Raw genomic sequence first — 12,109 nt, 5'->3', positions numbered from 1 at the left:
GGAATGTCCGCCAAGGAACGGCTCGCCAGCGTGCTCGACTGGTTGGTCGGACGACCCCCGCTCTCGTGCGAGGAATGGTCGATGACTTTGCGCAGCTCGGTGGAAGGCGGCTCGTTCGCGGCGCGGGCGATCGCCGAATGGCAAAGCCTGGATGCGCAGATGCCAACGGTGGTCAATCTCGCTGGTGTACGCGACTACGTGCGCCAAATCGCGTGTCAGATCGCCGCCAGATTCACCCCTCTGGAAAGCGAGGCGGCGCAGGACTGCATGAACACCGCCCTGGTGGGGGTGCGACGGCGGGTCGACCTACCGGTGCTGATCTCGCACGTACAGATTGACCTATGGACGAACGACCAATCTGTGCACATCGCGCAGGAACTGGCTCTGCAACGCGAAAAGGCAGCAGAAGTACGCCGAAAATGGGAGTTCGACCTGCTGCACGTCAGATTTCTTCGAGACAAGATCCTCCGCGATCCGGCGATGGCCCGCGCATATTGGTTCTACCGGAACCAGGAACGGGGAAAGAATGTATGGCCGGAGCTGGTTGAGGACGGCTTCGATCGAGTGGCCGGGCTGATCGCCGGACCCCCGCGGCTGGCGCGGTCGACCAGTTGTCGGCCATGACTGGTGTGATCGATAAATTCCTCGACGGGCTAGGAGTCGATGAACGCCAGCACCTACTCAATCAGCTGGGATTGATCTTCACCACTTTCGGTCGGCCGGATCTGACCAAGGAACTAAACGATCTCGCGGGCTGATCCGATCGCTTGGCAACTGCAGTTCGGCGAAGGCGCGGAGGCCGCGGCGGACTGACCGTACGGTGAAGCCGGCGGCCGCTGCGATGGTGGGGATGGACCTTAGGTCCACTTGAGCCCACGGGAACCACGGACTAACCGAGTCGGGTGACTCCAGCCGGGCGCCGCCGCGCCAGAGGCCACCGTTGCTGGACAGTTCCGCGAGCGCGGTGCCGCCGGGTTCCAACAGGTCGGCGACCCGGCTGAGGAGCCGAACCGGGTCGCCGCCAATGCCGATGTTTCCGTCCGCCAACAACACATGCCGCCACCGGCCTTCCCCCGGCAGCCGGGTCAGCGCGTCCCGGTGCAGGGCCATCCCGCCGCGGCTGAGGGTGCGGTGCACGGCTTCCGGGCTGATGTCGACGCCGAGCGTCGGCAGGCCGCGTTCGGCGAGGGCGGTGACGAGCCGGCCCGGGCCGCAGCCCAGGTCCAGGGTCGGGCCGGCGCAGCGGGTCAGCATCCAGCGGTCGGCGCCGCGAGCAGGGGCGTGCCAGCGGCGAACCGGGAGGCGTACGACGACGCCGTCGGTGCGCCGGAGCGTACAGCGAAAGCCCTTGAGGCCGGCGGTGAATTCGGTGCCGACGACGGTCATGAGTCAGTCACCAGGACGGACGCCAGCTCCGCCGCGAATCGGCCGTCTGGCGCGAGAGCGGCTGATGCGTACGCGTCCGCCATGGTGTCCACATCGGACAGTACGGGTCCGATGGCAACTTTTAGGTGCCGCCGCAGAGTCTTCAGCGTCTGCTCGCCAGTGTCCGAGCGGGATGTTGGCACCGAGGCGATCGCTTGCGCGTTCGCGGGCCGCCGCAGGCCCAGAATCCACCAGCCGCCATCGGTCGCCATGCCCAGCATCGCATCCGCGTTTTCCAACAGGCCGGCGGATTTTTCGAGATCGGTGACTGTCAGATGCGGGGTGTCCATGCCGATCTGGAGAGATGGCAGGCCAGCGAACAGGGTCGAGGCGTCGGCGTGTGCGGCCGCGATGCGTTCGCCGAGCGTACGGCCACGTTGGCCAATCACCGGAATTCCGGCCAGTACGCTGCGAATTTCGTCGGCGTACTCGGCTTGGTCGAGAGATCCAGCCATCGCGACCACCGGTCTTAAGAAGGCGCAGGATCGTACGACCGCCAACGTGTCCACCAGTGCGGCGGCCGCGAGCCGGGCCGCTTCCACCGCTGTGGCCGGCGGGCACAGCCGAGTTTTGACCCGGCCGGGAATCGGCGCTTTCGCGAGGACAACGCAGATCATCGCAGCACCCGGCCGAAATCCCGGGTGGCCCGCAAAGTTCCCCGGAAAGAGCCGGAAACCTTGGAAACCGTGCCGGCGGTTCGCGGCCGGTAGTCGACCGGCTGCTCCACGATCGTCCAGCCAGCCGCACCGGCCCGCAGCAGCAATTCCAGCGGATAACCGAAAGCGCGATCCCGTACGTCCAATTCAAGGAGTGCTTTTCGCCGGACAGCACGCATCGGGGCGATGTCCGTCACTCGTACGCCCCGGCGGCGCAGCAGATAGGCCACCAGGGAATTCCCGATCCTGGCATGCCACGGCCAGGCCCGCCGGCTGGTCGGCACTCGGCGGCCGACCGCGAGATCGGTGCCACTGTTCAGTTCGGCCACCAAATCCGGGAGTTTGCCCGGATCCAGTGAGCCGTCCGCGTCGATCACGCACACCACGTCCGCGGTGGCCGCGAGGAGTCCACTGTGGACAGCCGCGCCATAGCCGCGGCGGGGCTCATGCACCACGGTGGCACCAAAATTCGCCGCCACCTGTGGGCTGCCGTCGGTCGAACCGTTGTCGACGACGATCGCCCGATATCCGGCGGGCAGCGCGTGCAGCACACCCGGCAACGCGAGCGCCTCGTCCAGGCACGGCAGGATGACATCCACGGGTGGGCTCATGTCACCTGAGGCTAGGGCCGAATCCGGCGCCCGATTCTTACGGTCTTGTGACGCACTGCCCGACAACGCCGAGAGTGGCCGGCTCACTGACTAGCGTCAGCCGGGTGACGACGACTGCCACCCGCGCTGGCGCGCGCCCGGATCGCGGCACCCGCCGCGACCTGCTCGCCGTCGGCGCGGTCGGCGCTCTCGTGGCGGTGGCCGCTGGCGTCGGCTGGTTGTTGATCGACTTTTCGGTCGGCCCGAACGGCCGCGGCCCGTACACCGGCTGGCCACCGCTGTGGGCGCAGTGGGCGCCGCATGTCGGCCCGGGCACTGTGCCCGCGCTCGCGCTGGCCGCACTGGTGGTGGTCAAAGGCCCTGAATGGGCGGCCCGCCTCAGCTGGAAACGGCTGCTCTGGGTCGCGTACGCGACCGCAGCCGGTTGGATCTTTTTCCTTGCGCTGGTGGACGGTTGGGGCGACGGCATTCAGGGCCGCCTGGAGCGGCAGCCGGAATATCTCAGTGCCGTACCGAAAATCCGTGACATCGGGGCTTTCCTGGCGCATTTCACCGACGGCATCGTCGCTGGCCCACACCAGTGGACCGAGCACGTGGCCGGCCACCCGCCCGGTGTGACGCTGATTTTCGTGCTATTGCAACGGGTCGGCCTCGGTGGCGGAGGAATCGCCGGCCTGCTGTGCATTTTCGCGGGGGCGTCAGCCTGCATTGCCGTCGCGGTGACTTTGCGCGCTCTCGGCGCCGAAAAGGTCGCTCGTACGGCACTGCCATTCGGAGTGCTGTTTCCTGGCGCGATCTGGATGGGCGTGTCGGCGGACGCGATTTTCGCGGCCGTGGTGGCCTGGGGCGTGGCCGCTTTCGCGGTCGGCGCGGTCGGTCGCGGCCGGTGGCGGGAGGTGTACTCGCTCGGCGGCGGGCTGCTGCTCGGCTACGGGCTTTACCTGTCGTACGGCCTCGTTCTCGCCGGTGTGGTGCCCCTCGCGGTGGCCCTGATCACCCGGCGGATCCGTCCGCTGCTGATCGCCGGGCTGGGCGTGGTCGCGGTGGTGGTGGCTTTCAGCGCGACCGGCTTTCTCTGGTGGCAGGGCATCGCGCTGGTGCATGTCCGCTATTACCAGGGCATCGCGACGATGCGGCCGTACTGGTACTGGGTGTGGGCCAACTTCGCCGCGCTGGCGCTGGTCATCGGCCCGGCCACAGTGGCCGGCCTGCGTCGTGTCCGATTGTCACGCGGCAGTACGTTTGCGCAGCTAAAACCCCCGCCGTTGTTACAATCGGAATCCGATTGTAACGACCGGATGGGGGCGGCGGTGGTGCTCGCCGGCGCTGCTGTCCTGGCCGTCGTGCTGGCGGACCTGTCCGGGCTGAGCAAAGCTGAGGTGGAGCGGATCTGGCTGCCCTTCGCGGTCTGGATAGTCCCGGTCTGCGCGGCACTCCCGGTGCGCAAGACCCGCTGGTGGCTCGCCGCCCAGGCCGGCCTGGCCTTGGCGGTCAATCATCTGCTCGCGACAGGATGGTGACTTGATGGGCGCGCGCGTACTGGTCGTTGACGACGACCTGACCGTACGGGACGTGATGGAGCGCTACCTGACGCATGCCGGCTACCGGGTGGAGGTCCGCGGCGACGGCGAGGCCGCCTTGGCCGCTATCCAGGCCGACCCACCTGACCTGGTCGTCCTCGACTTGATGCTGCCGGGGCTGGATGGCCTGGAGGTCTGCCGGCAGCTGCGCGCCAAGAGCAGCATCCCGGTCATCATGCTGACCGCGCTGGGCGAAGAAGAAGACCGCGTGCTGGGGCTGGAAACTGGCGCCGACGACTACGTGACCAAGCCGTTCAGCCCGCGCGAGCTGGTGCTACGGATCGGATCGGTGCTGCGTCGCACCGCCGTGCCAGCCGACGCGGACAAGGCCTCTGGCACGGTCGCCGACGGCGACCTCACCCTCGATCTGGACGCCCGCCGAGCGGTCCTCGCCGGCCGCGAGCTGGTGCTGACGACCCGCGAGTTCGACTTGCTGGCCTTCTTCCTCAAACATCCCGGACAGGTCCATCGCCGACCTGAGCTGCTGGAACAGGTGTGGGGCTGGAGTTTTGGCGACCAGTCGACCGTGACGGTGCACGTACGCCGGCTGCGGGAGAAAATCGAGACCGATCCGGTGCATCCGCGGCGGCTGTCCACGGTTTGGGGCGTCGGCTACCGGTACGACCCGCAGGGGACCACCTCATGACCCTCTTCCTGCACGTCGCGCCGCTGGCGCTGGTCGGCACGCTGCCGATGGTGCTGATCGGCAGCCTGGTGTTGCAGCGGATGCGCCGCCAGTCGATCGCCACCGCGCTCGCGGTGCTGGTGCTGGTCCCGGTGCTCGCCACCCTGACCGGCGTGCTGCTGGTCAACGGCCTGATGTTCGACACCGCACTGAAAAACACCATCGTGGTGTGCTTGCTGGTGGCCGCCATCTCGGTGCCGGCGGGGCTGCTGCTTGGCCGGCAGATCGCCGCGGACAGCGTCTGGGAGCGCGAGGCGAGAGCCCGCGAACGTACGCTCGAGTCATCCCGCCGCGAGCTGGTCGCCTGGATCAGCCATGACCTGCGAACACCGCTCGCCGGTATCCGGGCGATGACGGAGGCGTTGGAGGACGGGGTCGTTTCCTCGCCGGACGAGATCGCCGAATACAACCGCAACATCCGGCGCGAGACCGAGCGGCTGTCCGCGATGGTCGACGATCTGTTCCAGTTGTCCCGGATCACCGCGGGCGCCCTACAGCTCACCCTGTCCGCGGTGTCGCTCGGCGAAGTGGTGTCCGAGGCGTTGGCCGCCGAGGGCGCCGGCGCGGCCCGCAAGGGCGTGCGATTGGCCGCCGCCGAAGACGCCGACTGGCCAGTGGTCCAGGGCAGCGACGCCGAACTCGGCCGAGTCCTTCGCAACCTGCTCGCCAATGCGATCCGGCACACTCCGCCGGACGGGTCGGTCGTGGTCGCCGCCGGCGTCGAAGGCGCGGAGGCCTGGCTGCGGGTGGACGACGCCTGCGGCGGGATCCCGGAAAACGAGATCGACCGGGTCTTCGATGTGGCCTACCGAGGCACCCCCGCCCGTACGCCCGGCGGCGCGGACGCAGGCGGCGGCCTCGGCCTCGCGGTGGCCCGTGGCCTGGTCGAGGCGCATGCCGGCCGGATCACAGCCAGCAACCACGGCCCCGGCTGCCGCTTCGAAGTCCGCCTCCCGCTGGAAAGCTCCACCCAGGCCGCATGATTTTCCCGGCCGGAAACGGCAGGTGCGGCGCGAAATTGTCGTAGGTGTCTGTTTTTCTTTCCCCCTCCCTTTGAACGGGTGGGGGGTGGGTCGAGAGGTAGTCCTTAATTTTTAGTTGAACATTGGTCCTCAAACCCACCCCCCACCCGTCACTGGGTGGGGGCAAATCTGCCCGAGGGGTACGACAGTTTCGCGCCGCACCCTATGTAGAGAGCGCCATCGTACGAGGTGGCTCACGGAGTTCGTCGGTGGCGAAGGCGGCGACGCCTGCCGCGAAGGACGTACGGGCGTGGAATCCGAGGACTTCGCGGGCCTTGGCCGGGTCGGCGGTGACGTGTCGTACGTCCCCGGGCCGCGCTCCGCCGGCGATCACCGGCGCCGGGCCGTTCATCGCGGCTGCGAGCGCGGTGGCGAAGTCGCCGACGGTGTGGGGTGTGCCGGAGCAGATGTTCAGCGCCTCCAGCCGGCCCTCGGGAGCGGGCGTCGACAGCGCCGCGACGTTGGCGGCGGCGACATCGGTGACGTGTACGAAGTCGCGGCGCTGGTGGCCGTCCTCGAGCACGGTCGGCGCGTCGCCGCGTTCCAGCATTGAACGGAAAATTGAGGCGACGCCAGCATAAGGCGTGTCGCGTGGCATCCGCGGACCGTAAATATTGTGATAGCGCAAGGCCCACACGGCGCCGCCAGTTTGTCGCGCCCACGCGGAAGCGAGGTGCTCCTGGGCGAGTTTCGTTGCCGCGTACGTGCTTCGCGGATCGACCGGCGCGTCCTCGCCGATCAACTCCGGGCTCAGCCAGCCGCCGCAATGCGGGCAGGGCGGGTCATAGCGACCTTCCGCGAGGTCGGCGAGCCGGCGCGGCGCGGCTGCCACGATGCCATGCTCGGCGCACCGATAACGGCCCTCGCCGTAGACGACCATCGAGCTGGCCAGCACTAGCCGGCGCACGCCCGTACGCGCCATCGCGGCCAGCAGGACGGCCGTCGCGTAGTCGTTGTTGTGGACGTAGTCCGGCGCGTCCGAGGGGTCCACGCCGTGACCGACCATGGCGGCCAGGTGGCACACCGCGTCCACCCCGTCGAGCATTCCGGCGACTGTGTCCACGTCGGTCAGATCGTCCCTGATCAGCCCGTACGGCTCGGTCCACGCCGGCGGGTCGCCGCCGTGCGCGGCCGGCAGCAGGGCGTCCACCAGCCGGATCGGTACGCCGTCGGCGGCCAGCCGGTCAGCGGTGTGCGAACCCACGAAACCGGCGCCGCCGGTGATCAACACAGTCACCGTCTGGACGCTAGCCGCCTACGGACTCGCTTAGGCCCGTACGCGGGCTTACATCATCAGACCGTAAGAAACCCGCCCATTCACTCTCCGCAACTGCGGCATTGTCCGCATCGACAGAATGACGAGGGCGTGGGTGACTGTGGGTAGGGAGGAAAAATGCCGCCCCGGATCTGAGGGTCCTCCGGGATGCCGACAGAAACGGCGAGCGTACGTTGGCAGAACGGCGTTAGGAGAGTACGGACGTGCATGTGCAACCGCTGACGATGGTAACCGCGGTGACGACCTGGACGCCGGATGCGGTCAGCCTGGTGCTGGCCATCGCGCTCGGCGCCGGTTACCTGTGGGCCCTGCGCCGCGTGCCGGGCTGGCCGTTGGCCAGGTCAGCAGCGTTTTTCGGGGTGGGCCTGGGCAGCATGCTGCTGGTGTCGGTGACTTTCGTTGGCGCGTACGACGACGTGCTTTTCTGGGTACGGGCCGTGCAGGTCATCGTGTTGCTGATGATCACGCCTTTCGGCCTGGCGATGGGCGCGCCGCTCACGCTCTTGCGGGAAGCCTGCGAAAACAAGGCAAAACTTGACCGTGTCCTGAATGGCAAGGTCGCCCACCTGCTGACGTACCCACCAATTGGCTCGGTGATTTTGCTGGCCACGCCATGGTTGTTGTATTTCACCGGCTGGTACGAGGCGATTCTGCGCAACGGCGGCCTCGACGCACTCAGCCGGCTGGCTCTTGTGGTGATCGGGTTCGTCTATTTCTACGGCCGCTTGCAGATCGACCCGATGCCGCGCAAATACCCGCACCTGATCGCGGTCGCCATCACCTTCGTCGAGGTAGTTTTCGACGCGGGCCTGGGTTTGGTGCTGTGGCTGGGACCCCTGGTGGTGGCCGCCGCGTATTACACGGCACTTGGCCGTACGTGGGGCCCCAGCCTGCGAATGGACCAGATCATTGGCGCCGGCGTGCTGTGGATCGGCGGCGACCTTGCCGGGCTTCCGTTCCTCGCCGCGCTTTTTCGCCGGATGATCTCCGATGACGCGAAAGACGCGGCGAAAGTCGATCAGCAGTTGGATGAAGCCGAGGAAGTCCAGGCCGAAGAAGAACCGACCAGGTTGTGGTGGGAAACCAACCCGGAGCTGTCAGAGCGCTTTCGCCGGAGCTGACTCGGGAACGAAGTTCTTCTGATTTTCCTTGGCGAACTCGACGGCCTCGTTGCCGTATTCCAGCATTTCCGTTTGGTACGCCCGCAAACTCGCGACCACATCATCGTCGTTCGTGAGTCGCTGGGTCAGTTGCTCAGCATCGCGGAGCGCGGTGTTGGCGCCATTGCCACCACTGGCGATGGTCAGGTGAGCCGCATCGCCCAGCATCGTGATGCGTTCGGCGTCCCACGCGGTCACCGGCTGGTCCAGCAGGACCGGGCTGCCGATGGCGCTGTTGAACGCGTCGCTCTGTTTGATGAGGTCGGTCAGGTCCTCATGCCAACCGTCGATCAGCTCCAGGACGACCTTGCGGACGTCCGGCATCACGGCGGTCGGCTGGGCGGCCGGGTGGTCCGGCGGCATCAGCAGCACCCAGCGGACATAGCTGGAGGTCGGCGGCAGCCCGAGCGGACCGGGCGCGTTGGCGAACTCCATCCGGCCGAGCATCAGGTTCAGGTGCGGCCCCTTGACCATCGTGCCGCGGCCGTAGACCAGCCGGCGGAACCGCTCGGTCAGCGGCGTACGCCCCATCGCGCCGCACAGGTCCGCGGACACGAACCCGAAGTGCGGCAGCAGCAGCTGGCGTACGACCGAGTGGCCGCCGTCAGCGCCGATGAGCACGTCCCCTTCGGCCATCGTGCCGTCGGCGAAGGTCACCCGTACGCCGGTGGCGGTCTCGTCGACGCTGGCCAGTTTCTTCCCGAAGTGCACCCGGTCCTGCATGCCCCGGAAGAGCACGTGCCGAAAGACGTGCCGGTCGAGCACCCGGGCGTCCTCTGGCGGACCGATCTGATCGCCGCTGGCCAACAGGTTCAGCTGTTCGTCCCACAACAGGCCGGGCCCGACCAGGCTGCCGGAGGTGGCCCAGGCCAGGTCGTACAGCTCCGCCGGCAGGCAGGTTCGCAACGCCGACCAGCCGTACTCCCGGAGCCCGATCCGGTAGCCCTGCCACCGCGCCTCGATATCGGTGTCCTTTTCGTACACCTGCACGTCAATGCCCGCTTTACGCAACCCCTGCGCCACCGCGAGCCCGCCAAGACCAGCGCCAATCACCAGTACGCGTCTCATGTCATATCCTTCCAGTCACGTGAACATTGTTCACGTGAACAATGTTCACAGTCGGGTCGCGGGTTGTCAACTGGCAAGATGAGCCGAGGCGGAGGGGGTACGCGGATGGCGCGGCGGGACGAGGTGCTGGAGGCGGCCGTCGAGCTGCTCGACGAGGTTGGGCTGGACGCGTTCACCACCCGCAAGCTGGCCGCCAAACTCGGCGTCCAGGCCGGCGCGCTCTACCGGCATTACCCCAGCAAGCAGGCCCTCCTGGACGCGGTCGTCGGGCACATCGTCGGCTCCGGTGGGATTCCGGTGGACGCCCTCGAGGGCGACTGGGCGGACGTTTACCGCGCGGTCGCCATCGGCACCCGCGCGGGGATGCTCGCGCACCGCGACGGCGCCCGGCTGATGTCCACCTTCCAAGTGCCGTCTGAGGCCGGCGAAGCAGCCTTTCACCAGCTGGCCAACGTGTTGGTCAAGGCCGGCGGGACCCACCAAGCCGCGCTGACCGCGGTAGACACGATTTTCAGCTACGTCAACGGGTTCACCATCGAGGAACAGACCCGCGGCGGCGACCGCGACCGGGGTTTTCGCGCGGGGCTGGAAATCATCCTCGCCGGGATCCGCGCCGGCCTGGCCGAATAGCGCATCCGGCGGCGACTCTGAGACAGTGGGCTGGCAACGGGGACATGCCGTCGGTTGACCCTGGAGGAACCCGTCCATGCCGTCCTATCGGGAGACGTACCAGCGCAGCCTGACCGATCCAGCGAGGTTCTGGCTGGAAGCGGCCGAGGCGATCAGCTGGTACGTGCCGCCGACCCAGGCGCTGGACGACTCCAGGCCGCCGTTCTACCGCTGGTTCCCGGACGGCCGTGTCAACACCTGCCACAACGCGCTCGACCGGCATGTCGACGCCGGTCGCGGCCAGCAGCCGGCGCTGATTTACGACTCGCCGGTCACCGGCACCCAGCGGACGTACACGTACCAAGAACTCCGCGACCAGGTCGCGCTTTTCGCCGGAGTGCTGGCAGAACAGGGCGTGGTAGCCGGCGACCGGGTGGTCATCTACCTGCCGATGATCCCGGAAGCGGTCATCGCGATGCTCGCCTGCGCCCGGTTGGGCGCGGTCCATTCGGTCGTGTTCGGCGGGTTCGCGCCCACCGAGCTCGCCATCCGTATCGACGACGCACAGCCAAAAGTCCTGGTCACCGCGAGTTGCGGCATCGAAGGCAAGCGGGTGATCGAATACAAGCCGCTGGTCGACCGGGCGCTCGCGCTGGCCCGGAATCCACCGGACGTCACCATTGTCCTGCAGCGCGAGCAGGCGGTCGCGTTGATGCGCAAGGGAGATCTGGACTGGGCCGAAGTGATGGCCACCGCCAGCCCGCGACCCTGCGTACCGGTCGCGGCGACCGATCCGCTCTATATTCTCTACACGTCCGGCACCACCGGGAAACCCAAGGGAGTGGTAAGGGACAACGGTGGCCACGCGGTCGCGCTTGCCTGGAGCATGACCAATATCTACGACGTCCACACTGGTGACGTGTGGTGGACCGCATCCGATGTCGGCTGGGTCGTCGGGCATTCGTACATCGTCTACGCGCCTTTGCTGATTGGCGCGACTACCGTTCTGTACGAGGGAAAACCGGTCGGCACCCCGGATGCGGGCGCATTCTGGCGGGTCATTTCCGAGCATGGCGTGAAAGCGCTTTTCACCGCACCGACCGCATTCCGGGCGATCAAGAAGGAAGACCCGCTCGGCCGGGCGCTGGCCCGACTGGACCTCAGCCGATTCCGTACGTTGTTCCTGGCCGGCGAGCGGCTCGACCCGGCCACCTACGACTGGGCCAGCAGAGTTCTCGGCGTGCCGGTGGTGGATCACTGGTGGCAGACCGAAACCGGCTGGCCGATCTGCGCGAACCCGCGTGGCCTCGATCGGGTGCCAATCAAGCCGGGCTCGCCGAGTGTGCCCGTGCCGGGTTATGACGTACAGATCCTGGACGAGTCCGGCCGCCGCGTACCAGCCGGTGTGGAAGGCGCGGTGGCGATCCGACTGCCGCTGCCGCCGGGCACGCTGACAACGCTCTGGAACGCCGACGACCGCTATGTTTCCGAATACCTGTCCCGATATCCGGGCTACTACCTGACCGGCGACGGCGGTTTCGTCGACCAGGACGGCTATGTCTACGTCATGGGCCGGATGGACGATGTCATCAACGTGGCTGGGCACCGGCTGTCCACCGGCGCGATGGAGGCTGTCCTCGCCGGCCACCCGGCGGTCGCCGAATGTGCCGTGATCGGTGTCGCGGACGACCTGAAAGGCCAGGTCCCGCGTGGTCTCGTGGTGCTCAAAAGCGGGGTGAACACCGATCCGGACACCGTCTGCGCGGAGTTGGTGCAGCGGGTACGCGACGAGATCGGCGCGGTCGCCGCGCTGCGGCAGGTGAATGTGGTGGCCGCACTGCCCAAAACCCGCTCCGGCAAGATCCTGCGCCGAACCATGCGCGGGATCGCCGATGGCAAGGACGAGCCGATGCCCTCCACGATCGAGGACCCGGCTGTGGTCGAGGCGCTCCGCCCGGTCCTGCGCTCTCGCCGCTGACTTAGTGGTCCAGGCTGCTAGTTCGTCGGGGGTGGAGGC

Annotated in this window: 12 protein-coding genes; 7 read left to right on the top strand and 5 right to left on the bottom strand. The window is 67.5% G+C overall.

The features are described from left to right. Positions 1–3: 3 nt before the first annotated feature. The gene (locus ABD301_RS15595) at positions 4–624 is read left to right on the top strand and encodes a hypothetical protein (RefSeq protein ID WP_163572293.1); all 621 of its coding nucleotides are present in this window, start codon (positions 4–6) and stop codon (positions 622–624) included. Positions 625–702: 78 nt separating this feature from the next. Here the strand turns inward: ABD301_RS15595 and ABD301_RS15590 are convergent, their stop codons facing one another. The 3 genes from ABD301_RS15590 to ABD301_RS15580 are packed head-to-tail and all read right to left on the bottom strand — an operon-like array spanning position 703 to position 2,692. Next, positions 703–1,386 (bottom strand): class I SAM-dependent DNA methyltransferase, encoded by a 684-nt coding sequence (locus tag ABD301_RS15590; RefSeq protein ID WP_344310964.1) that lies wholly within the window; start codon positions 1,384–1,386, stop codon positions 703–705. Beyond that, complete coding sequence (locus ABD301_RS15585) at positions 1,383–2,042, bottom strand: TIGR04282 family arsenosugar biosynthesis glycosyltransferase (RefSeq protein WP_163572292.1); 660 nt, start codon at positions 2,040–2,042, stop codon at positions 1,383–1,385. The genes ABD301_RS15590 and ABD301_RS15585 overlap by 4 nt, the downstream gene beginning before the upstream one ends. After that, complete coding sequence (locus tag ABD301_RS15580) at positions 2,039–2,692, bottom strand: glycosyltransferase family 2 protein (protein ID WP_344310961.1); 654 nt, start codon at positions 2,690–2,692, stop codon at positions 2,039–2,041. The genes ABD301_RS15585 and ABD301_RS15580 overlap by 4 nt, the downstream gene beginning before the upstream one ends. Before the next feature lie 104 nt (positions 2,693–2,796). Between ABD301_RS15580 and ABD301_RS15575 the strand changes: the two genes are divergently transcribed. Genes ABD301_RS15575 through ABD301_RS15565 form a run of 3 tightly spaced genes read left to right on the top strand, consistent with a single transcriptional unit; the run spans position 2,797 to position 5,940 of the window. Then, complete coding sequence (locus ABD301_RS15575) at positions 2,797–4,212, top strand: hypothetical protein (RefSeq protein ID WP_344310959.1); 1,416 nt, start codon at positions 2,797–2,799, stop codon at positions 4,210–4,212. 4 nt (positions 4,213–4,216) lie between these two features. Further along, positions 4,217–4,918 (top strand): response regulator transcription factor, encoded by a 702-nt coding sequence (locus tag ABD301_RS15570; RefSeq protein WP_344310957.1) that lies wholly within the window; start codon positions 4,217–4,219, stop codon positions 4,916–4,918. Then, positions 4,915–5,940, top strand: a complete 1,026-nt coding sequence (locus ABD301_RS15565) for a sensor histidine kinase (protein ID WP_163572290.1) — start codon at positions 4,915–4,917, stop codon at positions 5,938–5,940. Before ABD301_RS15570 ends, ABD301_RS15565 begins: the two co-directional genes overlap by 4 nt. Before the next feature lie 202 nt (positions 5,941–6,142). Here the strand turns inward: ABD301_RS15565 and ABD301_RS15560 are convergent, their stop codons facing one another. Further along, positions 6,143–7,216 (bottom strand): NAD-dependent epimerase/dehydratase family protein, encoded by a 1,074-nt coding sequence (locus ABD301_RS15560; RefSeq protein WP_344310954.1) that lies wholly within the window; start codon positions 7,214–7,216, stop codon positions 6,143–6,145. Between the two features lie 275 nt (positions 7,217–7,491). Between ABD301_RS15560 and ABD301_RS15555 the strand changes: the two genes are divergently transcribed. After that, entirely contained in the window at positions 7,492–8,376 is an 885-nt protein-coding gene (locus ABD301_RS15555) for a cytochrome c oxidase assembly protein (protein WP_344310952.1), read from the top strand. Here ABD301_RS15555 and ABD301_RS15550 read toward each other — a convergent pair. Beyond that, on the bottom strand, positions 8,353–9,483 hold the full coding sequence (locus tag ABD301_RS15550; protein ID WP_344310950.1) for an FAD-dependent oxidoreductase: 1,131 nt from the start codon (positions 9,481–9,483) through the stop codon (positions 8,353–8,355). The two genes, ABD301_RS15555 and ABD301_RS15550, sit on opposite strands and share 24 nt — an antisense overlap. Before the next feature lie 105 nt (positions 9,484–9,588). Between ABD301_RS15550 and ABD301_RS15545 the strand changes: the two genes are divergently transcribed. Both ABD301_RS15545 and ABD301_RS15540 read left to right on the top strand, forming a co-directional pair. Continuing rightward, positions 9,589–10,113 (top strand): TetR family transcriptional regulator, encoded by a 525-nt coding sequence (locus tag ABD301_RS15545; RefSeq protein WP_163572287.1) that lies wholly within the window; start codon positions 9,589–9,591, stop codon positions 10,111–10,113. A 76-nt stretch (positions 10,114–10,189) separates the two neighbouring features. Then, entirely contained in the window at positions 10,190–12,070 is a 1,881-nt protein-coding gene (locus ABD301_RS15540; RefSeq protein ID WP_344310948.1) for a propionyl-CoA synthetase, read from the top strand. The last annotated feature ends 39 nt before the right edge of the window (positions 12,071–12,109 follow it).

Origin of the sequence: Fodinicola feengrottensis, assembly GCF_039530045.1 — a bacterium.
Taxonomy (GTDB): domain Bacteria; phylum Actinomycetota; class Actinomycetes; order Mycobacteriales; family HKI-0501; genus Fodinicola; species Fodinicola feengrottensis.
Note: the sequence above shows the minus strand (reverse complement) of the source record. Positions and strands in the feature narration are given on the sequence as shown.